Raw genomic sequence first — 21,802 nt, 5'->3', positions numbered from 1 at the left:
TGGTGAACTCCTTACACGATCAGCACGCAGGCGGGACTGTCCACCTCGTACGAGGTGCCGTCCGGCTCGGGCACCCCGTCGCGCAGGGCGAAGCGGGTGACCTTGTTCGCGTACTGGTTGGCCACGTACATCACCTCGCCGTCGATGGCGAAGTGGCGGGGCCAGTCGCCGCCCGTCGGCACCTCGGCCACCCGCGACAGGTCGCCGGCGCGCAGCACGGTGACGGTGTTGGGGCCGCGGTTGGCGACGTAGACGAGGTCGCCCTCGACCTGGAGGTGCGAGGGCGCGTTGGCGCCGTCCTGCTGCGAGGCGGGCACGGTGGTGCGGCGCTCGCCCTCGATGAGGGTGACGGTGCCGTCGAGCTCGCCCGCGACGTACAGGCGGCCGCCCGCGAACGCGAAGTGGCGCGGGCCCGTGCCGGGGCTCAGCCTGATCGGCTCCAGCCGGGTGCCGTCGGGCCGGTAGCGGCGGATCTCGTCGGTGCCGAGGTCGGAGACGTGCAGCAGGCCGTCGTGGAAGACGCACTGGTGGGCGTGGGGGCCCTCCTGGCGCTCGGCGTTCGGGCCCGAGCCCTCGTTGCGCAGCACGATCGGCTCACCGGAGAACGCGCCACGCTCGTCGAGGTGATAGATCACGGCGGTGCCGTCGCCGTAGTTGGCCGCCGCGAGCAGCGTGCCGGTGGGGTCCACCGCGACGTGGCACGGGCTGTGGCCCTCGCTCGGGCGCTCGTCGAACGGGGTCAGCTCGCCGGTGACCTCCAGGGCGGTGAGCCAGCCGCGTTCGAGCTCGCCCACGGCGTACAGCACCGGGAGCGTCGGGTGGGCGGCCAGGAACGACGGCGCCGTCACCCGTGCGAGGCCGCGTGCCTCACCATCGCCGATCGTGACGATGCCGGGACCGTATCCGCCAATGCGCACGTGCTTCACAGCGGGGATCCTCCTATGGTTGACTAAGGCAATGAGTTCGTTGACAGAGGCAAGGGTTTCTCAGGTAAGAGCCTTCAACCGGTTCTATACGAAGGTGATCGGCGCGCTCCAGGCGGGGCTGCTCGACTCGCCGTACTCGCTGACCGAGGTGCGCGTGCTCTTCGAGCTGGCGCAGGCCGGCCGCTTGGAGACCGGCGAGCTGCGCGCGCTGCTCGGCCTGGACGCGGGCTACCTCAGCCGCATCCTCACCCGCTTCGGCAACGACGGGCTCGTGGAGCGCGAGCGCTCGGAGTCCGACGGGCGCAAGCAGCTCGTCAGCCTCACCCCGAAGGGCGCGGAGGTCTTCGCCGCGCTCGACCGGCGCTCCGGCGAGGAGATCGAGCAGCTGCTCGGCGGGCTGTCCGACGGGGACCAGGCGCGGCTGGTCGAGGGCATGGCGACGATCCGGCAGGTGCTCGACGGGACGCGGGAGCGGCGCTCGTACGTGATCAGGCCGCCGCGCACCGGCGACCTCGGCTGGGTCGCCTACCGGCACGGCGAGCTCTACAGCGCCGAGTACGGCTGGGGCACCGCGTTCGAACAGCTCGTCGCCGGGATCGTGGCCGGGTTCGACCCCGCGCACGACACCGGCTGGATCGCCGAGGTGGACGGCGAGCGGGCCGGGTGCATCTTCTGCATGCGGCAGGACGACGAGACCGCCAAGCTGCGCCTGCTGCTGGTCGAGCCGTGGGCGCGCGGCCTCGGCATCGGGCGGCGGCTGGTGGACGAGTGCGTACGGCACGCCCGCGCCGAGGGCTACCGGCGCATCACGCTGTGGACCCGCGACTGCCTGACCAGCGCGCGGCGGATCTACCGGGCGGCCGGGTTCGAGCTGGAGTCGTCGGAGAAGGGCTCGGAGAACGGGATCGAGCTGGTCGAGGAGATGTGGACGCTCGACCTGTCCACGCCACCCGCGGCCGGCTCCGCGTGAGCGCCGGTGCCCGGACCGCCGCCGGCCCGCCGGTCAGGGGCGGAACGGGCCGGTGACCTCGAACGTCTGGCCCTCGGTGCGGCCGCGCCTGGCCGAGAAGTAGAGCCGCTGCCCATCCGGCGAGAACGCCAGCCCGGTCAGCTCCGCCCCGTCGTGGCCCTCCAGCCGCAGGAACGGCGTGACCGCACGGTCGGGCGCGATCACGTCGATCTCGGGGCGCTCCCTGGCGACGTAGAGGTCACCGGACGGCGCGGCGGTGATGGCGCGCACGCCCTCGCAGAGCCGGTCGAGCGTGGAGGTCTGCGCGTCGTAGGCCCACAGGCCGGTGTCGCCCTTGGTGGTGAAGTAGCACACCCCGCCCGCGTAGTGGCAGGCGTCGCCGCCGTCGAAGTGGCGGGCGTCGTCGACCTGGTGGCGGGCCTCCTTGAGCAGGGCGGCCGGCGAGGGCACCGGCTCCCAGCGGCCCGACTCGCACAGCACCTCGAGCGTGCCCTCCGTCAGGTCGCCCCAGTCGCTCGGCCGGAACCGGTAGAAGCACCCGTCGGGCTCGTCCTCCGTCATGTAGATCACCCGCCGCTCGGGGTCGCAGGCGGCGGCCTCGTGCTTGAACCGGCCCATCGCCAGGCGGGGGCGCGCGGCGCGGGCGCCGTACGGGTCGCATTCGAAGACGCGACCGCGGTGGCCGAGCTCGCACGACAGCCAGGTGTTCCACGGCGTGGCGCCGCCCGCGCAGTTGAGATCGGTGCCGGAGAGGATCCGGTAGGCGTCGCCAATGCTGCCGTCGGGGCGGAAGCGCAGCGCCGACGCGCCGCCGAGCAGGGGCAGCTCGGAGTTGGACACGTAGATCCAGCCGTCGCCGTCGGGGAAACAGGCGCCGCCGTCGGGGGCGGCGTGCCAGGTCAGACCGGCGACCTTCGCACCGCTGCGGGCCACCACCCGGCCGGTGAACCCCGGGGGCAGCGCCAGGCCGTCGGGACCCGGCAGTCCGAGCGGACCGTACGGGCTGATGCCGCCCGGCAAGAGCGGGCCCGTGCGGAGGAGAGTCTTGTGCGACATCGTGGGGCCTCCCTCTAGGTGCCACGCTAGTCGACCGCACGGACATGAATGGCAGGGACTCGGGTAATCAAACAATCCGCAAACCCCGCCTGTGATCGGCCGGGCCGTGACGCTCCGTACATCGTTCCGGGAGGAGGCCCGCCCCTGCCGGGGGCGAGCGTCACCGTACGTGACGATGGAATCGTTTCCCGCCTTCCTGCGATCGGGCGGGAAAACCTCGGCGGCCATCGCCTCCGGGCATGCGAAAGCCCGGGCCGCGTGCCCGGGCTCTCCTTCGTCGTACGGCGCCCGCCCGCCGTGAGCCGGTGGTGCCGTGGTGGGTCAGCGCTGCGCCTGGAACATCCAGTGCTGCTTGTCGATCTCCTTCGCCACGGCGATGAGCAGGTCCTGGCTGACCGGGTCGGGCTCGTCGGTGGCCTCGATGCGCTCGTACATGCGCTTGCTGATGCCGCTGAGGATCTCGGTGATGGCCGCCACGACCTTGCCGTCCTCCTGCCAGCCGCCCTCGGGCTGCTGGAGCTTGGTGTCGCGGGCGACGGTGGCGGCGCGGCCGTCGGGGTTGGCCCCCAGGGCGACCACGCGCTCGGCGACGGTGTCGGCGTGCTCCCTCGCGATGGAGACGAGCTCGTCGAGCTGCAGGTGGATGGGTCGGAAGTGGGAGCCGATGAGGTTCCAGTGGAACTGCTTGGCGACCAGGGTGAGGTCGATGAGGTCGACGAGGGCGCCTTGGAGAGCGTCGACGACGGTGTTCTTGGCGTCGTCCGTAAGAGGTCCGGTGATGGTAGCCATGACTACTTTCCTCCCCGCCTGTCGGTGTTTACACCTGCCCCCAACCAATCTCCCCCTCCGCTTCTTCCGGGCCGGAGACATTGACACTGCAATAATGACAGTGTCAATGTGGAGGTATGAGCGAGACCTGGACCATCGGCGAGCTGGCCGAGCACGCGGCCCGCGCCCTGCGCGACGGCGCGGCGGCACCTGTCAACGGCCGGGTCCGCGACGTGCCCAGCGAGCGGCTGATCAGGTGGTATACGACGATCGGGCTCGTTGATCCGCCGCTGACCCGGCGCGGCAGAGTCGCCCGTTACGGCCGCCGCCACCTCCTCCAGCTCGTGGCGATCAAGCGCATGCAGGCGGCCGGACATTCGATCGCCGAGATCCAGACGGCGCTCGCGGGTGCTGAAGATCACACCCTGGAGGCGGTCTCCGGACTGCATCTGCCGCGCCCGGAGACCGTTCCCGAAGCCGTCCGCGACGGCGCCTGCCCCACCGGAGGGCCGGCCGTGAGCGCCCGGCCGCTCACGGGACGGACGCGGTTCTGGGCGGAGCGCCCGGGTAGCCGACCGGGGGGACCGGACGCCGCCGCCGGTCGCCGGCCGCCGGAGCCGGCGGACCCCACGGCCGCAAGGCCCGAGCCCGCGGGTTCTCCGGCCCCGCGGCACACGCCTGCGGCCGAGAGCACGGGTTCTCCGGCCGCGCGGCACACGCCTGCGGCCGAGCACACGGCCCCTCGGGCCGACGTGAACGGGCGGGACGCCGAACATGCGGGCTCCCGGGCCGCGCGGCGGGCACCCGTGAACGGGCGGGAGGCCGGGGCCGTGGCGATGAGGGGGGTCAAGCTGGCCGACGGGGTGCGGCTGGTGCTCGACGAGGGCCGGGCGCTGACCGACGAGGACGTTCATGCGGTGCTGGCGGCGGCCGGGCCGCTGCTCGCGGTGCTCGAAGAGAGGGAGCTGACATGAAGATCACTTCGCTGGAGCCCGCGCGGTGCCTGCCGGTGCCGGACGCCGGGTTCGGCGCGCTGCGGACCGAGCGCGGCAACCTGCCGCTGGAGAGCGTGGACGTGGCCGCCGGCATCACGGGTCTCGTCGCCGGGGTCGAGGTCACGCAGGGCTTCACGAACCCGTACGACGTGACCCTGGAGGCCACGTACGTCTTCCCGCTGCCGGACAGGGCTGCGGTGACCGGCTTCCGCATGGAGGCCGACGACCGGGTCGTGGAAGGCGTGCTCAAGGAGCGCGGCCAGGCCAGGGCCGACTACGACCAGGCGCTGCGCGAGGGTAAGCGGGCCGCGATCGCCGAGGAGGACCGGCCCGACGTGTTCACGATCAGAGTCGGCAACATCCTGCCGGGCGAGCGCGTCTCGGTGCACCTGAGCATGAGCCAGCCGCTCCCGTACGAGGACGGCGCGGCCACGTTCAGGTTCCCGCTGGTGGTGGCGCCGCGCTACATCCCCGGCAGCCCGATCGACGGGCCTGCCGCCGGTGACGGCACGGCACCCGACACCGGCGCCGTGCCCGACGCCTCCAGGATCAGCCCGCCGGTGCTGCTGCCCGGCTTCCCCAACCCCGTACGGCTGTCGCTGGCCGCCACGGTGGACGCGGCCGGTCTCGAGCTGCGCGAGCTCGCCTCCAGCCTGCACGTGGTCGAGGAGGAGGGCGGCGCGGACGGCGGGCGCACGGTGCGGCTGCGGCCCGGCGAGCGGCTCGACCGCGACTTCGTGCTGCGGCTGTCGTTCGACGCGTCCACGGCGCTGCAGCTGGACGGGCGGGGCACGTTCGCGCTGACCGTGCTGCCGCCGCCGCTGCAGGCCGCCCGCGCGCCGCGCGACGTGGTGCTGCTGCTCGACCGCTCCGGCAGCATGGGCGGCTGGAAGATGGTGTGCGCCCGCAGGGCCGCCGCCCGCATCGTCGACACGCTGACCGCGCAGGACAGGTTCGCGGTGCTGACGTTCGACTCGGTGGTCGAGGAGGCGTTCGAGGGGCTGGCCGAGGCGTCCGACCGCAACCGCTACCGCGCGGTCGAGCACCTGGCCAGGGTGGACGCCAGGGGCGGCACCGAGATGCTCGAACCGCTGCGGCGGGCCATCGCGCTGCTCGACGGCCGCGCCGAGGGCCGCGAGCGGGTCGTCGTGCTCGTCACCGACGGCCAGGTCGGCAACGAGGACCAGATCCTGGAGCAGGCGGGCGGCGCGCTGTCGGCCATGCGCGTGCACACGGTGGGCATCGACCGCGCGGTGAACGCCGGGTTCCTCGGCCGCCTCGCGGGGCTCGGCGCGGGCCGGTGCGAGCTGGTCGAGTCGGAGGACCGGCTCGACGCGGCCATGGACCACATTCACCGCAGGATCGGCGCTCCCCTGGTCACCGACCTGGCGCTCAAGGACCTCGGCGTCGAGCCGGACACCGTCACCCACCTGGGGTCGATCTTCCCGGGGGTGCCGCTGCGCGCGTACGGGCGCTACCGCGAGGGCTCATCGGTGACCGTGCGGGGGCTCACCTCGCAGGGGCCGTGGGAGGAGCGTGTGGACGGCGTCACCGTGGACAACCCGGCCCTGCGTGCGGTGTGGGCCCGCGCCCATCTGCGGGAGCTGGAGGACCGGTACGCCATGGGCGAGCACGACCTGGAGGAGCGCATCGTGCGCACCTCGCTGGAGTACGGCGTGCTCTGCCGGTTCACCGCGTACGTGGCGGTGGACACCCGGCAGGTCGCCGGCGAGGGGCCGGAGCACCGCGTCATCCAGCCCGTCGAGCCGCCGAGCGGATGGGAGATGCCGCAGTCGCCGGGGATGGGCGCGTTCGGGGCGAACGTGATGCTGGCCGCCGCGCCCGCGAGCCCGTCCGGCATGCGTGTGCCGCAGCCGGGGCTGGGCATCCAGGCCGAGCAGGGCTTCTTCGCCGGAGGCCCGCCCGCCCCCGCATCCGGGCCTGGGAGTCCTGCTGGAGGCCGAACGGCTTACGGCCGCTCGGGTGTGGCGCGCGGCCGCACGGCAGGCGGGCGAGGCTCCGGTGGCGGCCCCGTCGCCGGCAGGTTCGGCCGGGGTGGCCGCGGCCGGGCGGCCGGCGGGCGGCTGGAGTCGGTACGTCCCCAGCTTCTCGCCGAGCTCGACCGGCTGACGGCCATGCCCGCACCCGACCTGCTCTACCTGGCCGACCTGGGCACCCGCTTGCAGGCGCTGGCGGCGTACCTCGGGGGGAACGAGGAGCTGGAGCGGCTGGCGGAGGAGCTGGCGGCGGCCGAGCGGCCGGGCACGGACGCCCAGGCCCTGCACGAGCGCGCCGTCCAGGTCCTCGCCGCGCTCACCGGCTCCTCCGCCACTCCCCCGGCGGGCGGCGCCGGTCCTGGCGGCGACCCGGCCTCCGGCGCCGGTCCTGGCGGCGACCCGGGCTCCGGCGGCGGGCCCGGCGGCCCTCGTCCCCGCGGCCCCTTCTGGAAGCGCGGCTGACGAGGCGGCCCGGGACTCGGGCGAGGAGCGACGGGCGGCTTCCGGAAGCGCACCGGATCAGGCCGCAGCTCCGCTCGGCCATCGGCCACGCGCACGCCGGGAGGCGCGCCGGGCACGCGCGGCGGCTCGTAGGCTGAACGGGTGACGACTCTTGTCCTGGACGGAGGGCTGGCCACCCAGCTCGAAAGCCTCGGCGCCGACCTGCGCGACGAGCTGTGGTCGGCGCGGCTGCTGGTGGAGGAGCCGGAGCTGATCCGGCGGGCGCACGCGTGCTATTTCGCCGCGGGCGCGGACGTGGCGACCACGGCCAGCTACCAGGCGACGCTGCCGGGCTTCGCGCGGCGCGGGCTCGACGCCGCCCAGGCGGAGCGGCTGCTGCGGCTGTCGGTCGAGCTGGCGGCGCAGGCCCGCGACGAGCACGGGCGCGGCCTGGTGGCGGCCTCGGTGGGACCGTACGGCGCCTATCTGGCCAACGGCGCCGAGTACACCGGCGACTACGACCTCGACGAGGACGGCCTGTACGCCTGGCACCGCCCCCGCTGGGAGATCCTCGCCGGCGCCGGGGCGGATCTGCTGGCCTGCGAGACGATCCCGTCCTACCCCGAGGCGCGGGCGCTCGCCCGGCTGCTGGCCGCCACGCAGGGGGTGAAGGCGTGGGTGAGCTTCTCGTGCCGCGACGGCGAGCGGCTGAGCGACGGCACGCCGATCGCCGAGGCGGCCGCCCTGTTCGGCGGCAACCCGCAGGTGGTGGCCGTGGGCGTCAACTGCACGGCCCCGCGCCACATCCCGAGCCTCATCGGCTGCCTGTCGGGCGGGCTGCCCGTGGTGGTCTACCCGAACTCGGGCGAGACGTGGGACGCCGGCGACCACCGATGGACGGGCCTGGCCGACCCGGTGGAGTTCGGCCAGGCGGCCAAGGAGTGGCAGCAGGCGGGCGCGTCGCTGATCGGCGGCTGCTGCCGTACGACGCCCGAGCACATCAGGCAGATCCGCGCGCACCTGTCCTGAGCCACCAGCCGGTCAGCAGTCCGCCCGCCAGCACGACGGCGGCGACCACGCGAAAGCCCGCGCCCATCCCGTACGCGGTCATGACCGTGCTCATGACGGCCACCCCGACGGCGCTGCCCAGCTCGCGGGTGGCGCTGTTGAGCCCGGAGCCGAGCCCCGCGCGCTCCCGCGGCAGCGCCGCCATGATCTCGTGCGACAGCACGGGCACGGAGAGTCCCATGGCGGCGCCCATGACGATCAGCCCGGCGGCGTAGACGGGGTACGGCATGGCGGCGTCGGCGAACGACAGCAGCGCTAGGCCCGCAGCGTTCCCGGCGAGTCCGGCCGCGACGGCGGCGCGCGGGCGGAAGCGGCCCGCCATCCGGGTGAGGGTGATCATGGGGACGGCGACCGGCAAGATCGCCACGGCGGTCAGCAGCGGCGAGAAGCCCTTGACCTCCTGCAGGTAGCGGGCGTTGACGAAGAACAGCGCGAACAGCCCGAAGAAGGTCACCGCGATGCCGAGCGTGCCGGCCCGCAGCCGCGCGGAGGCGAACAGGCGCGGGTCGAGCAGTGGCGCGCGGGCGCGGAGCTGGTGGGCGACGAACACCGCGAAGAGCACGGCGGCCGCCCCGAACGCGCCGAGCGTCGGCCCGCTCGCCCACCCGGCGTCCGGGCCTTCGATGATGCCCGCGAGCAGGGCCACGGAGGCGGCGGTGAGCAGCGCCGTACCGGTGAGGCCGAGTGCGGCGGGGTGCCGGGGCGCGCGCGGCACCACGGCGGCCACCAGTGCCGCGAGCACGAGGGCCGGCAGCGCCGGCACGGCGAACAGCGCCCGCCACGGCAGGTACTCCATGATCAGCCCGCCGCCGAGGTTGCCGGCGACGCCCGCGACGCCGGTGGCGGCGGTCCAGGTGGCGACGGCCCGGCCGCGCAGGGCGGCGGGGTGCGCGCCGACGGTCAGGGCCAGCGAGGAGGGCATGATGAGGGCGGCTCCCGCGCCGCTCAGCGCGCGGGCGGCGATGAGCGTGCCGGTGCCCGGCGCGAGCGCGGCGGCCAGGCAGCCGGCCGCGAACACGCCGAGCCCGGTCAGCAGCACGCCCTTGCGCCCGTAGCGGTCGCCCGCCGCGCCCGCGGGGATGAGCAGGCAGGCGAAGACGATGACGTACGCGTCGACGATCCACGTGAGCTGGGCCGGCGACGGGCGCAGCTCGCTGGCGAGCAGCACGGGGATGGCCAGGTTGACGGCGGCCACCAGGGAGACCGCGACGATCACGGAGGCGGCCATGAGGGCGGTGATCCGCGTACGCGCGGGATGGCCCGTATCAGGGCCGGTCATGGAAGCGGTTGCAGGCATGCAGAACCCCCGGTCAGAGAAGGGTGAAGGTGGGCGGAGGCCTCCCGCGGGCTTCACCGTAGACTCGGACCGGACATGACCTCAAATGCATCTTCATCAGGTGATATATGCGTCAAACGCAACCTAGCCTCGACCTGCTGATCGCGCTGGACGCGCTGCTGGAGGAGGGCAGCGTCTCGGCCGCCGCACGACGGCTGCACCTGTCGGAGCCGGCGATGAGCCGCACGCTGGGTCGCATCCGCCGGGCGATGGGCGATCCCGTGCTGGTGCGGTCGGGGCGGCAGATGGTGCCGACGCCGCGGGCGCTGGCCGTGCACGGCGAGGTGCGGGCGCTGGTGGAGGCGGCGCGCAGGGTGCTGACGCCGCAGGAGGAGCCGGATCCGGCCACGCTGGAGCGGCGGTTCGTGATCATGGCGTCCGACGCGATGATCACGGCGCTCAGCGTGCCGCTGCTGACCGAGGTGCGGGCGGCGGCGCCGGGTGTGCGCTTTCACTTCATCCCCGAGGGGCACGAGGACGAGCCCGCGCTGCGCCGGGGCAGCGCCGACCTGGTGCTGGCGGCGATCGCCGACCCGGAGCCGGAGACGCGGGTGGAGCCGCTGCTCGTCGACCGGCCGGTCGGCGTCGTACGTCCCGGGCATCCGCTGCTCGACGGCCCGGTCACGCCCGAGCGGCTGGCGGCGGCCGAGCACGTGATCGCGAGCAGGCGCGGCCGTGGCGCGGGGCCGGTGGACGAGCTGCTGGCCGCCATGGGGCTGTCGCGGCGGGTGGCGGGCTCGGTGCCGACGTTCGGCGCGATGCTGCTGGCGGTGCGGGAGTCGGAGCTGGTGGGGCTGACGGCGGAGCGGCTCACCCGGCCGATGTACGAGGCGCTGGGGCTGGTGACGTTCCCGCTGCCGTTCGAGCTGCCGGAGATGACGCTGTCGCAGGCGTGGCACCCGCGCCACGACGCCGACCCCGGGCATGCGTGGCTGCGGGCCCAGGTGCGGAACGTCGTCGGCGCCGCGTTCCCCGAGACGTCGGGGAACGCGGCGCCGGATGATCGCAAGGCGTGAAGGCCGCGCTTACGCGACCGCGGGGCGCTGCGGCGGCTGCGCGATGGCGGATGCGCTGCGGCGGCCGCCCGGTCGCGTAAGCGGCGGCTAGGCGATGGCGGGAGCGCTGCGGCGGCGCAGCAGGACGTTGTCGAGCGCGAACGCTCCCCCGCCGGTGAAACCGACCGCCAGGCTCGCCGCGGCCAGCGCCAGCACGAACTCGTATCCCCCTCGCCGGCCAGCCCGTTGGCGCCGTGCACGAAGACGATGGCGCCCACCATGTCGAGAGCCAGCAGTATCCCCGCGATGGGCAGCGCGGCGCCGAGGATCAGCGCCAGCCCGCCGAGCACCTCCAGCGCGGCCACCGCGGGCGCGGCGACGCCGGCCAGCGGGATGCCCACCGACTCGAAGAACTCGGTCGTGCCCGCGATGCCCATGGTCGCGAACTTCTGGTAGCCGTGCACCAGGAAGATCACCCCGACGGCGACCCTGGCGACAAGCAGAACGACGGGACGCGCCTGATCCACCATGCGTGCTCCTCGTGTGATGTTCAGATTTGAACGACCACTCTAGCAGTGATAGTTCAAATTCGAACGACAGTACACTGAATCGGTGACGGACCCCCGATGGCTGGACTCGACGGAGATGGCCGCATGGCGCGCCTTCCTCTCCACCTTCCACCTGCTTGAGCGCCGCATCGAAGAGCAGCTCAAGTCCGCTGCAGGGCTCACCCACCCGCAGTACGAGATCCTGGTGCGGCTCTCGGAGGCCCCCGGGCGCAGGATGCGCATGACCGAGCTGGCCAGAGTGGTGGTGGCGTCGAAGAGCGCGCTGACGTACCAGGTGACCCAGCTCGAGAAGGCGGGGCTGGTGGCGCGCGAGACGTGCCCGTCGGACGACCGGGGCGTGCTCGCCGTGCTCACCGACGAGGGCATGCGGTGCCTGGAGCGGGTGGCGCCCGGCCATCTCGAGGTCGTACGGGCGTACCTCATCGACCGGCTCAGCCGCGAGGAGCTGCAGGCGATGACGGACGCCATGCGCAAGGCGGAGCAGGCGTTACGCTCCTCCGCCTGATCATCCCGGCCGCCCCCTCGCGGGCGCGCTCGCGGAACGCTCGTGAAACCCGACCCGCCGGGAGGCGGGAGACCGGGATCAGCTCTTGCCGGCCGCCGCCGCGCGGGCCGCGCGCTCCATCTCCACGCGGGCGCTGGCGGCGTACTTGTCGACGTACTCCTGGCCCGACAGCTCCATGAGCGCGTACATGATCTCGTCGGTCACCGCGCGCAGCACCAGCCGGTCGTCCTCCATGCCGTAGTAGCGGGAGAAGTCGAGCGGCTTGCCGAACCGCACGCCAGGACGGATGCCGAGCTTGGGGAACAGGCGCCCCGGCGGCATCATCTCGTGCGTGTTGATCATCGCCCACGGGATGACCGGCGCACGCGACTCCAGGGCGAGCCTGGCCACGCCGGTCTTGCCCTTGTAGAGGCGGCCGTCGGGCGAGCGGGTGCCCTCGGGGTAGATGCCGAGGATCTGACCCTCGCGCAGGATGCGCAGGCCGGTGCGCAGCGCCGCCTCACTGGCCTTGCCGCCCGAGCGGTCGATGGGCACGGTGCCGACACCGCTGAAGAACATCCGGGTGAAGAAGCCCTTGATGCCCGTGCCGGTGAAGTAGTCGGCCTTGCCGAGCGAGATGACCTTACGGCGGATCTGCAGCGGGCCGAAGAAGTGGTCGGCGAAGGACAGGTGGTTTCCGGCGAGGATGGCGGGCCCGTGCTTGGGCACGTTTTCCGCGCCCTCGGTCCAGGGCCGGAACACGAGGTGGAGGAACGGCCCCAGAATGGCCTTGACCACCCAGTAGAACACCTGGCACCTCTTCCTGCTCACGTCGTCGAGATCGGCAGAGTCATCTTCCCACCTCGTGGGCCATGCTCCTACCGCACCTCTCGCACAATTACCCCAGAACGTGCGACGATCGGGCCGTTCCGGAAGAAATCGCCGGAATGAAACAGCACGGAGGAGCTGTTATGCCGCTCATGCCAGGCGCGGAACCCTACCACCATGATGCAGGCCCGGTGGGCGTGCTGTTGTGCCATGGGTTCACCGGAACGCCGCAGTCGCTGCGGCCGTGGGGTGAGTACCTCGCCGGGCACGGGATCAGCGTGTCGCTGCCCCGCCAGCCCGGTCACGGCACCACGTGGCAGGAGATGAACCGCACTCGCTGGGAGGACTGGTACGCCGAGGTGGAGAAGGCGTTCGCCGATCTCCAGGGTCGCTGCACGGAGGTGTTCGTGGCGGGGCTGTCGCTGGGCGGCTGCCTGGCGCTGCGGCTCGCCGAGGTGCACGGCCCGGCGATCAGGGGCGTGATGGTGGTCAACCCCTCGATCGCGCTCGACGTGCCGCTGCTGAGGCTGGCTCCGCTGCTCAAGTGGTTCGTCCCGTCGGTGCCCGGCGTCGCGAACGACGTCAAGAAGCCCGGCGTGACGGAGCTGGCCTACACCCGCACCCCGGTCAAGGCCGCGGCCTCGCTGCCGAGCCTGTGGTCGCTGGTGCAGGCCGACCTGGCGAAGGTGACGCAGCCGCTGCTGGTCTTCCACAGCACGGAGGACCATGTGGTGAAGCCGACGAGTGTCGCGATCATCCGCGCGAAGGTCCCGCAGGCCACGATCGAGGAGCTTACCGATAGCTACCATGTTGCGACGCTGGACAACGATGCCGACAGGATCTTTGCCGGTAGCCTCGACTTCATCCGGACACATGCCTCGGTACCCTTGCAGAGGGACTGATCGCACCCAGGGGGAAGTCGCGATCGCTGCGGAGAGGCCCATCTAGGTGACGCCCCAGAGTGACGAGGACGAGGTCTGGCGGCAGATCGTCGCGTCCTTCAACGACACAGCCGAGCGTGACTCGGCCGACCAGCCATGGCCGGACAGCGAAAACCTCCCCGCCGAGCCGACCCGCCGGGTGGTCAAGCCGTCCGAGACCGAGCACGGCGTCAACGGCGCCACGCTTCCCGACGGCATCGACGGCGGTCTCGACGCCGCCGACGACGCGGCCGGCCGTGACGAGGAGGACGAGGGCCACTACGTGCCCCCGCCGCCGCCTCCGCTGCCCAAGCTCGACCTGCCGACCAAGCTGGCGTGGGTGGCGCTGTTCGGCGGGCCCGCCTACCTCCTGGTGGCGGCCATGGCGAGCTGGCACATGGAGGGGTGGGCGCTGTTCACGGCGGTGGCGGCGTTCATCGGCGGCTTCGTGGCGCTGGTGGTGCGCATGGGCGACGGGCCGCCCAACGACTCGGGCTGGGACGACGGCGCCCGCCTCTGAAGCCGGCCCGGGCCGGGACGACGGCGCCGCTTCCAGGCGGCGCCGACCCACTGGGGGTGCCGGCGTTTCGCGGGCGCGGGTCAGGACTTCTGCGTGCTCGTCTTGGGCACGAACGACTCCACCACGTCGGTGTACTGGTCGTCCGGGTCGACCGCGTGGCCGACCGCCCAGACCGTGCCCTTGTCCGCGACGTAGGTGACGGCCTGCAGGCGCACGCTGTCCCTGTCCTTCTGCGCGGCGCCCCTGATGATCGTGCAGGAGCCCTTCTCGCAGCGCAGCATGAACGGCACGTTGGCGTGCTCGGGGTCGTAGCCGGTCATCCAGTAGCGGCCCTTGCCGTCGCCGGTGACGCCGTAGAGCCGGGCCTCGGACGAGCCGGGCAGCCGCAGGCGGCTCCAGCGCTTGCCGTTCCAGATGAGGGCGAGCGGCGAGATGTCGCCGGGGCCGCGGTAGATGCCGCCCACGGCCACCGCCCGCTTGGGGCTGTCGACCTGGATGTCGCGCAGGTAGCCGCCGGGGATGGAGGGCAGCGTCATGGACTTCCACGAGCCGCCCGTGTAGTGGACGATCAGCGGCCTGGTGCCGGTGTCGCCGACCGCGAAGCCGCTGGAGACCGCGTAGAGCGCGCCCTTCTCCTTGGTCTGCTGCACGGTCCAGGTGCTGCCCTGGCCGGTGATGATGAGCCCGTTCTTCTCGCGGCTGCCGACCGCGACGACCCGCCCCGGCTTGGCGTCGATGCCGCCCAGCCAGTCGCCGGCGCGCAGCCCCGGCGGCCTGACCCTGTCGAACCCGTTGGTGTCGCCGTGGGCGAGGTACGGCAGCCCGTCGTGCCCGTCGCCGACCGCCCACACGTCGGATGCCGACGCGGCGGCCAGGCTGCGCAGGTTGCCCGCGGCCGTGGCGTCGCGGATGCCGATCTCGGACCACCTGCTGCCGTTCCAGTGGCGGATGGTGCCGCGGTTCTTCCAGACGTCCCAGATCTCCTGCTGGCCGACCGCCCACACGTCGTCGGGCGTGATCGCGAGCACGTCGGACAGCGAGCCGTCGGCCTGGAGGCGCACGCTGGTCGACTGCTGCCACGCTTCGGCGGCGGGCCGGGGATCGGCATGCGCGGCGGGCGTGACCTGCGTCAAGGCCACGGACGTCGCCAAGATCAGAGAGAGCGCACGCCGCTGAGAGCGACGGGTCATGTAGGAAATGCTACGGGCTTGCGCGCCGGTCTTGCCCGTTAGTGCCCAACTCTCAACTCCGCCACGACCGGGACATGGTCACTGGCCCGCACCGCGTCGGGGCCGGTCGCGGGCACGGCGCACGAGACGACCGGAGTGTCGCGCGCGGCGAACACCGCGTCGATCCGCAGGTGCGGGCCCCGCGCGGGGAAGGTGGGCCCGCCGCCCGCAGGGGCCTCGGCGTGGCAGTCGGCCAGCCGGGCGGCCAGGTGCCGCCAGGCCGGCTGGTGGTCCTGCTCGTTGAGGTCGCCGCCGAGCACGATGGAGGCGCCGTGGCGGGCGGCGACGTCCTCCATGAGCGCGGTGATCTCGGCGACGTGGCACGTCCTCGCCGTCTGGTCGAGGTCGAGGTGGAACGAGCCCACGGCCAGCCGCGCCCCGCCGCCGTCGCCCCGCACGGGCTCCACGACGGCCACGGCCAGCGCGCGCCGTTCCAGCCCGCGGAAGGCGCGCAGCGCGTGGTGCTCGGCGTGCAGCACGCGCACGCGCGGCCCGGTGAGCACGGCGACGCCGCCCACCCTGCCGTGGGTGGCGACGGTGAGCCCGGCCGAGGCCGCGAGCGCGGCCCTCCTGGCCCGCCAGCGGCCGAACCTCAGCGCCTCCTGCACGCACAGCACGTCGGCGCGCAGCGCGGCGATGACTCTGGTCAGCGCGGCCACGTCGTCGCGCAGCCCGTGCAGGTTGTACGTCGCGACCCGGATCGGGACCGTCACGGGACGGCCGGGGACCTCAGCGCCGCCTGGCCAGGTCGGCCGCGCCCACCACGCCCGCCGACGCGCCCAGCTCGGCGAGCCGGATCTCGGCGAGCGGCCGGTGTCCGCGCCCGGTGAGCCGCTCGGCGAACGCCTCCCTGGCCCTGTCCATGAACAGGTCGGCGGCCCTGGACACGCCGCCGCCGACGATGAAGCAGCCGGGGTCGAGGATGGCGGCGAGGTCGGCCATGCCCTGCCCGAGCCAGTCGGCCAGGCTGCGGAACGCCTCCAGCGAGACCTCGTCGCCGTGCCTGGCGGCCTCGGTGACCTCCTCGCCCTCGATCTTGCCCCCGGCCAGGCCGAGCAGCGTGGCGGCCCGCTCGGGGTGCTCCTCGGCCAGCTTCTTGGCCTCCTTGACCAGGGCGTTACCGCTGGCGTACTGCTCCCAGCAGCCGATGTTGCCGCAGCCGCACTCGCGCCCGCCCGGCTGCACCTGCATGTGGCCCAGCTCGGCGCCCATGCCCCAGCGGCCCCGGTAGAGCTTGCCGTCGAAGACGAGGCCGCCGCCGATGCCGGTGCCGAGCGTGATGCAGACCACGTGGGACTGGCCCCTGCCCGCGCCGAACCTGGTCTCGCCCCAGGCCATCGCGTTGGCGTCGTTCTCGACCACGACCGGCAGGCCGACCAGCCCGCTGATCTTCTTCTGCAGCGGCTCCTCGCGCCAGGCCAGGTTGGGCGCGAAGCGGATGACGGACCGGCTCTCGTCGACGAATCCGGCCGCGCCGACTCCCACCGCCTCGATGTCGCGGCCCTCGGACAGCTCGCGAACGACGTCGGCCACCGTCTCCGCCACCTTGTCGGGGCGGTCGGCGGCGGTGGGCCTGAGCGTGTGTTCGACGATCTCGCCGTTGTCGTCGACCACACCGGCGGCCACCTTCGTCCCGCCGATGTCGACACCGATCGTGAGCATTGCCGCGTGTCTCCCTATCCCAGATCTATATGTTGAACGTTGTCGCGATGACCGCGATCGTCGCGAGGCTCATCGCGCCGGTCACGTGGCCCGCGAGGCAGGCCTGCTCAGCGCGTCGAGCGCGCCGCGGAAGGCGGCGAACAGCTCACCGCCCGCGGCCACCAGGTGGCCGGCCACGTCGTTGCCCGACTCGCGCTGCGCCGCGATCGCCCGGCACACCGGGCAGGCCCGGCAGATGTACTCGTCGTGGGGCTCGGAGACGGCCTCCTCCCACACGTCGCGCTCCCTGCGGGACCGGCCGCCGACCGCGCCGCTCAGCGTGCCGGCGAAAGAGTCGAAGACGCTCTTGCCGACCTGGCGGGTGGCCCGCTCCTGAAGCGACTCGAACAGCTTGCGCGCCTCGTCGGCAACCGTACCGATGGGGTCCCGCTCTGCGCCGCCCCGGGTGTCCCTGCCGGTGTCACCGGCGGAGTCGCGGCCGGTGTCCCGATAAGGGTCTCTGCCGTTCCTGTCGCTGCTCTCGGTCATCCTGGTCCTCCAAGCTCGTGGGGTCGCTCATCCATTCAACTCATCAGGTCGCGGATTCGCTCCCTCGGCGGACCACGTGACGCGAAGCACACCGTCGCGCAGCGTCGCCCCGCTGATCTGCCTGCGGGCCAGCGCCGCCGGCAGCGCCAGGATCCTGCGGTACGGTCCCGCGGTGACGATCAGCTCGTCGCCCTTGCGGGCCAGGTCGACGTCGCCCCGGCCGGCGCCGGGCAGCGCGAGCTCCAGCTCGTCGGCGCTCATCCGCAGCGGCGGGCGTACGGAGTGGGGGGCGAAGGGGTCGGACGCGCCGTACATCGCGGCGCCCACCGCGGCGAGCGCGTCCTCGCCGACGGGCTCGGCGGGCAGGTAGGGCACGACGTGGATGGGCAGCGGCGCGAACGACTGCTCGGCCTCGGCCAGCAGCCGCGACTGCGCGGCCACCCAGCCGGTGCGCCACTCGTCGGCGTCCTCCCTGGGGAAGACCCGGTTGGCGATGGCGGCGTCGACGCGGTAGCCGTACAGGCTGAGCGAGGTCAGCGTGCGCCTGGCCTCGGCCAGCACCACCGACTCGGGGGTGAACACGAGCCGCACGGAGGCGTGGTCGCCGGTGAGCAGCTCGCGCACCTCCATCAGGCCGCGGTGGAAACGCTCGCCCGCGCTCATCACCTCGTCGTCCGGCGCGCTGACCCTGGCCACGCCGCGCACGAACGGCGCGGCCAGCCGCATCAGCCTGCGCCCGACCGGCATGAGGCGGTTGACGTGCCAGTCGAGCGCCTCGGGCAGCGCGAGCAGCCGCAGCGTCTCGGCCGTCGGCGCGCAGTCGACCACGATGACGTCCCAGCAGCCGTCGCGGGCGTGCCTGCGCAGCTCCAGCAGCGCGATCAGCTCCTCGGCGCCCGGCAGGACGGTGATCTCTTCGGAGGTGATCTCGTCGAGGCCCAGCTCGGCCAGCACGTTCCTGGCGTAGTCGCGCAGCTCGCCCCAGTGGCGTTCCATCGACTTCTGCGTGTCCACCTGGTGCAGGTGCAGGCCGGGCGCGATCTCGCCGGGCTCGGCCGCGAGCGCGTCGGCCAGCGAGTGCGCCGTGTCGGTGGAGACGATCAGCGTCTTCAGCCCGCGCCTGGCCGCCAGCGTGGCGGTCGCGGCCGCCGCCGTGGTCTTGCCGACGCCGCCCTTGCCGGTGAAGAGCAGAACCCGCGGATGCACCTCAGCGGCCTTCGACGCGCTTCTTCAGGCCCTTCAGCGCGGTGTCCACGATGACCTTCTCGGCCTTGCGCTTGATGAGCCCGATCATGGGAACGCTGAGGTCGACCGTCAGCTCGTACGTCACGTCGGTGCCACTGCCCGACTCGGAGAGCCGGTAACTTCCGCGCAGGTCGGAGACCATCTTCCCGGGCTCGACCACCTGCCAGCTCACGGCGTCGTCGCCCTGCCAGGTGTAGCCGAGGGTGTAGGTGTCGCTGATCGGCCCGGCGTCGAGCGTGAAGCGCACCGTGCTCGGGCGGCCGTCGTCGTCGCTGGTCAGGACCTCGGCGCTCTTGACCTGGCCGGCCCATTGGGGGTAGCTGGGGAAGTCGGCGATGACCGCCATGATGTCGGCGCGCGTCGCGCCGATCGTGGTGCTCGAAGTGGTCCGATCAGCCATGGCGACCACGTTAGTGCACAAACCACCGGTGACGGCGTAAGGCCGCAGATCACCATTCCAGGACGTACGGGACGCCCCGGCTGCGGAAGTGGCCGACGTTCACGCACTCGGTGCGGCCCACGCGGGCGCGCGCGTGAAGAGGATTGTGCACGTGGCCGAAGAGCGCGTAGCGCGGCTGCGTCCGCCTGATCGCCTCCAGCGTGGCCTCGCTGCCCCGCTCGAACCGCCGGGCCACCACGTCGTAGAGCAGCTCGGGCAGCGCGGGCGGGATGTGGCAGCACAGCACGTCCACCTCGCCGAGCGACTCGACCTTGGCGGCGTACTCCTCGTCGCTGATCTCGTACGGCGTGCGGTACTGCGTCTTCAGCCCGCCGCCGACGAACCCGAACCGCAGCCCGCCGATCTCCGCCACCTGCCCGTCGAGCACCTGGTGGCCGGGCCTGAGGTAGTCGGACCACAGGCGCGGCAGATCGACGTTGCCGTACGTGAGGTAGGCGGGGGTGGGCATGGCCTCGAAGAGCGCGGCGTACTGGGCGCGGACGTTGCGCTCGATGTGCTCGCGCGGGTCGCCGTCGAGCGTCGCCCACAGCCGCGCCGACATGGCCCTGGCCTCGTCGAACCGCTTGGCCGTGCGCAGCGCGATGAACTCCGCGGCCTTCTCGGCGCCGAACAGGTCGGCGAAGATGCCCTTGGCGTGGTCGTCGTAGTCGATGAACAGGATCAGGTCGCCCAGGCAGATGAGCGCGTCGGCCCCGTCACCCGCCCTGGCGAGCGCGTCCGCCCTGCCGTGGACGTCGCTGACGACGTGGACCCTCATGGGGAAGATCCTATGCGCGGGCACCGGCCGCCCGCCGCTCGCGCATCACCGCGGGACCGGCTCCGGCTTGCTAGCGTGTGTGAAAGACCCTTCATAACGCCTCAATGACAAAGCTACCGGCGCGTAACTTCAGACGGTAACGTCCAGGCGGAGCCCGAAGAGGAGTTGAGTTCGTGCGCGAGTACAGCGTCCCCGTCCTGGTCGATGTGCCTGTCGACGCCGGCCTGCCCGACACCGTCTTCCGGCGCGCCGAGCAGGAGCCGGGCGCCGTGGTCATGCGGCGCAAGACCGAGTCGGGCTGGCCCGCCGTCACCGCGGCCGAGTTCCGCGATCAGGTGGCCGAGCTGGCCAAGGGCCTCATCGCGGCGGGCATCGAGCACGGCGACCGGGTCGCGCTCATGTCGCGCACCCGCTACGAGTGGACGCTCATCGACTACGCCCTCTGGACGATCGGCGCGGTCACCGTACCGATCTACGAGACCTCCTCCGTCGAGCAGATCAGGTGGATCCTCGCCGACAGCGCGGCCAAGGCCGCGTTCGTCGAGCTCGACACGCACGAGCAGGCCGTCAAGGAGGCCGCGCCCGAGCTGAAGTCGCTGTGGCGGGTGGACGCCACGCTGGAGACCGGCGGCGTCACCGACGCCGACGTGACCGCGCGCAGGGAGCAGGTCACCTCCGCCGACCTGGCCACCGTCGTCTACACCTCCGGCACCACCGGGCGTCCCAAGGGCTGCCGGATCACTCACGACAACCTGCTGTTCACCGCGCGCAACGTGGTGCGCGGGCCGCTGGAGCCGCTGTTCGCGGGCAAGCAGCCGGCCGCGCTGCTGTTCCTGCCGCTCGCGCACATCTTCGCCCGCATCATCCAGGTGGCGCTCGTCGAGGCCGGCGCGATCATCGCCCACACGCCCAACATGAAGAACGTCGCCCCCGACCTGCAGAGCTTCCAGCCGACGTTTCTGCTGGGCGTGCCCCGGGTGTTCGAGAAGGTCTACAACGCCGCCGAGCAGAAGGCCATCACCGGCGGCAAGGGCAAGATCTTCGCCCGCGCCGCCGACGTCGCGGTGGCCTGGAGCAAGGCCGAGAGCTCGGGCGGCGCGCCGCTCGGGCTGCGGCTGCAGCGGGCGATCTTCGACAAGCTGGTGTACGGCAAGCTGCGCGCCGCCACCGGCGGCCGGCTCTCCGCGGCGATCAGCGGCGGCTCCGCGCTCGGCGACCGGCTCGGCCACTTCTTCCGCGGCGTCGGCATCGAGGTCTTCGAGGGGTACGGGCTCACCGAGACCACCGCGCCCGTCTCGGTCAACCTGCCGGGCGCCAACAAGATCGGCACCGTCGGCAAGCCGCTGCCCGGCGTCACCGTACGCATCGACGACAGCGGCGAGATCCTGGCCAAGGGCCGCAACGTCTTCCACGGCTACTGGAAGAACGAGGAGGCCACCGCCGAAGTGATCGACGCCGACGGCTGGTTCCACACCGGCGACGTGGGCGAGCTCGACGACGACGGCTACCTGCGCATCACCGGGCGGATGAAGGAGATCCTGGTGACGGCCGCCGGCAAGAACGTCGCCCCCGGGCCGCTCGAGGACGCGCTGCGCGCCCACCCGCTGATCTCGCAGGCCATGGTCATCGGCGACGGGCGGCCGTTCGTCGCCGCCCTCATCACCCTCGACCCCGAGGCCCTGCCGGACGGCGCCACCGTCTCCTCGCTGAAGTCCGACCCGGAGGTGCTGGCGCAGATCCAGGCGGCGGTGGACCGGGCGAACGCGCTGGTGTCGAAGGCCGAGCAGATCAAGAAGTTCGTCATCCTCGACGCGGACATCACGGAGGAGAGCGGCCACCTCACGCCCACACTCAAGGTCAAGCGGAACCTGGTGATGCGCGACTTCGCCAAGGAGATCGACGCCATCTACGACTCCCAGTCGTAGATGGCGCCCGGTGAGCGGGCCGTCGCCCGGCAACGCGCCTCGAGCCGGGAGCCCGGGGCCGCTCCGCGGAGCGATCGCAGTACCGGTGCATCGCCCTTCCACGGCCGGCTGGGCGCAGAGAGC

General features: G+C 72.7%; 21 protein-coding genes and 1 pseudogene. 9 read left to right on the top strand and 13 right to left on the bottom strand.

The features are described 5' to 3' along the window. Positions 1-11: 11 nt before the first annotated feature. On the bottom strand, positions 12-926 hold the full coding sequence (locus ACFMQL_RS27340) for a beta-propeller fold lactonase family protein (protein WP_364055104.1): 915 nt from the start codon (positions 924-926) through the stop codon (positions 12-14). Positions 927-1,020: 94 nt separating this feature from the next. Between ACFMQL_RS27340 and ACFMQL_RS27335 the strand changes: the two genes are divergently transcribed. Beyond that, positions 1,021-1,896, top strand: coding sequence for a helix-turn-helix domain-containing GNAT family N-acetyltransferase (locus ACFMQL_RS27335; RefSeq protein ID WP_364055107.1), 876 nt, complete (start codon positions 1,021-1,023; stop codon positions 1,894-1,896). A 33-nt stretch (positions 1,897-1,929) separates the two neighbouring features. Here ACFMQL_RS27335 and ACFMQL_RS27330 read toward each other — a convergent pair whose 3' ends face one another. Both ACFMQL_RS27330 and ACFMQL_RS27325 read right to left on the bottom strand, forming a co-directional pair. Next, on the bottom strand, positions 1,930-2,952 hold the full coding sequence (locus ACFMQL_RS27330) for an alkaline phosphatase PhoX (RefSeq protein ID WP_364055110.1): 1,023 nt from the start codon (positions 2,950-2,952) through the stop codon (positions 1,930-1,932). Positions 2,953-3,273: 321 nt separating this feature from the next. Next, the gene (locus ACFMQL_RS27325) at positions 3,274-3,741 is read right to left on the bottom strand and encodes a Dps family protein (RefSeq protein WP_378787696.1); all 468 of its coding nucleotides are present in this window, start codon (positions 3,739-3,741) and stop codon (positions 3,274-3,276) included. A gap of 116 nt (positions 3,742-3,857) precedes the next feature. On the opposite strand from ACFMQL_RS27325, the gene ACFMQL_RS27320 reads away from it, so the two are divergent. From ACFMQL_RS27320 to mmuM, 3 genes are all read left to right on the top strand, one after another. Continuing rightward, positions 3,858-4,694, top strand: coding sequence for a MerR family transcriptional regulator (locus ACFMQL_RS27320; protein ID WP_378787694.1), 837 nt, complete (start codon positions 3,858-3,860; stop codon positions 4,692-4,694). Beyond that, entirely contained in the window at positions 4,691-7,174 is a 2,484-nt protein-coding gene (locus ACFMQL_RS27315; RefSeq protein ID WP_378787692.1) for a VIT domain-containing protein, read from the top strand. Before ACFMQL_RS27320 ends, ACFMQL_RS27315 begins: the two co-directional genes overlap by 4 nt. 141 nt (positions 7,175-7,315) lie before the next feature. Continuing rightward, positions 7,316-8,182, top strand: a complete 867-nt coding sequence (gene mmuM / locus ACFMQL_RS27310; protein WP_364055122.1) for a homocysteine S-methyltransferase — start codon at positions 7,316-7,318, stop codon at positions 8,180-8,182. Here mmuM and ACFMQL_RS27305 read toward each other — a convergent pair. After that, positions 8,154-9,500, bottom strand: a complete 1,347-nt coding sequence (locus ACFMQL_RS27305; RefSeq protein ID WP_378787689.1) for an MFS transporter — start codon at positions 9,498-9,500, stop codon at positions 8,154-8,156. The two genes, mmuM and ACFMQL_RS27305, sit on opposite strands and share 29 nt — an antisense overlap. A gap of 125 nt (positions 9,501-9,625) precedes the next feature. On the opposite strand from ACFMQL_RS27305, the gene ACFMQL_RS27300 reads away from it, so the two are divergent. Beyond that, positions 9,626-10,573: a LysR family transcriptional regulator gene (locus ACFMQL_RS27300; protein WP_364055131.1), complete on the top strand. Its 948-nt coding sequence runs from the start codon at positions 9,626-9,628 to the stop codon at positions 10,571-10,573. A 251-nt stretch (positions 10,574-10,824) separates the two neighbouring features. Here the strand turns inward: ACFMQL_RS27300 and ACFMQL_RS27295 are convergent. Next, positions 10,825-11,082 (bottom strand): annotated as a pseudogene (locus tag ACFMQL_RS27295) (DoxX family protein); the annotation flags it as partial. 82 nt (positions 11,083-11,164) lie between these two features. Here ACFMQL_RS27295 and ACFMQL_RS27290 point away from each other — a divergent pair. Continuing rightward, positions 11,165-11,626, top strand: coding sequence for a MarR family transcriptional regulator (locus ACFMQL_RS27290; protein WP_364055137.1), 462 nt, complete (start codon positions 11,165-11,167; stop codon positions 11,624-11,626). Between the two features lie 78 nt (positions 11,627-11,704). On the opposite strand, the gene ACFMQL_RS27285 is transcribed toward ACFMQL_RS27290, so the two are convergent. After that, a complete protein-coding gene (locus tag ACFMQL_RS27285; RefSeq protein WP_364057521.1) occupies positions 11,705-12,415 on the bottom strand; it encodes a lysophospholipid acyltransferase family protein in 711 nt (236 codons plus the stop codon). Between the two features lie 161 nt (positions 12,416-12,576). On the opposite strand from ACFMQL_RS27285, the gene ACFMQL_RS27280 reads away from it, so the two are divergent. Next, a complete protein-coding gene (locus ACFMQL_RS27280; protein WP_364055140.1) occupies positions 12,577-13,335 on the top strand; it encodes an alpha/beta fold hydrolase in 759 nt (252 codons plus the stop codon). Positions 13,336-13,381: 46 nt separating this feature from the next. Then, entirely contained in the window at positions 13,382-13,873 is a 492-nt protein-coding gene (locus ACFMQL_RS27275) for a hypothetical protein (protein ID WP_378787686.1), read from the top strand. An 80-nt stretch (positions 13,874-13,953) separates the two neighbouring features. Here the strand turns inward: ACFMQL_RS27275 and ACFMQL_RS27270 are convergent, their stop codons facing one another. The 7 genes from ACFMQL_RS27270 to ACFMQL_RS27240 form a co-directional block, all read right to left on the bottom strand. After that, positions 13,954-15,063 (bottom strand): hypothetical protein, encoded by a 1,110-nt coding sequence (locus tag ACFMQL_RS27270; protein WP_364055146.1) that lies wholly within the window; start codon positions 15,061-15,063, stop codon positions 13,954-13,956. Between the two features lie 38 nt (positions 15,064-15,101). Further along, a complete protein-coding gene (locus ACFMQL_RS27265; RefSeq protein WP_364055149.1) occupies positions 15,102-15,815 on the bottom strand; it encodes an endonuclease/exonuclease/phosphatase family protein in 714 nt (237 codons plus the stop codon). A gap of 16 nt (positions 15,816-15,831) precedes the next feature. Beyond that, on the bottom strand, positions 15,832-16,764 hold the full coding sequence (locus ACFMQL_RS27260; RefSeq protein ID WP_364055152.1) for an ROK family glucokinase: 933 nt from the start codon (positions 16,762-16,764) through the stop codon (positions 15,832-15,834). 81 nt (positions 16,765-16,845) lie between these two features. Further along, positions 16,846-17,292, bottom strand: coding sequence for a hypothetical protein (locus tag ACFMQL_RS27255; RefSeq protein WP_378787683.1), 447 nt, complete (start codon positions 17,290-17,292; stop codon positions 16,846-16,848). A gap of 27 nt (positions 17,293-17,319) precedes the next feature. Further along, positions 17,320-18,498: an ArsA family ATPase gene (locus ACFMQL_RS27250; protein WP_378787681.1), complete on the bottom strand. Its 1,179-nt coding sequence runs from the start codon at positions 18,496-18,498 to the stop codon at positions 17,320-17,322. A 1-nt stretch (position 18,499) separates the two neighbouring features. Then, entirely contained in the window at positions 18,500-18,937 is a 438-nt protein-coding gene (locus ACFMQL_RS27245) for an SRPBCC family protein (RefSeq protein ID WP_364055161.1), read from the bottom strand. A gap of 49 nt (positions 18,938-18,986) precedes the next feature. Continuing rightward, on the bottom strand, positions 18,987-19,754 hold the full coding sequence (locus tag ACFMQL_RS27240) for a metallophosphoesterase (protein ID WP_364055164.1): 768 nt from the start codon (positions 19,752-19,754) through the stop codon (positions 18,987-18,989). Positions 19,755-19,927: 173 nt separating this feature from the next. Here ACFMQL_RS27240 and ACFMQL_RS27235 point away from each other — a divergent pair, with 173 nt between their 5' ends. Next, positions 19,928-21,679: an AMP-dependent synthetase/ligase gene (locus ACFMQL_RS27235; RefSeq protein ID WP_364055167.1), complete on the top strand. Its 1,752-nt coding sequence runs from the start codon at positions 19,928-19,930 to the stop codon at positions 21,677-21,679. The last annotated feature ends 123 nt before the right edge of the window (positions 21,680-21,802 follow it).

Origin of the sequence: Nonomuraea fastidiosa (assembly GCF_042751225.1) — a bacterium.
GTDB lineage: Bacteria > Actinomycetota > Actinomycetes > Streptosporangiales > Streptosporangiaceae > Nonomuraea > Nonomuraea fastidiosa.
Note: the sequence above shows the minus strand (reverse complement) of the source record. Positions and strands in the feature narration are given on the sequence as shown.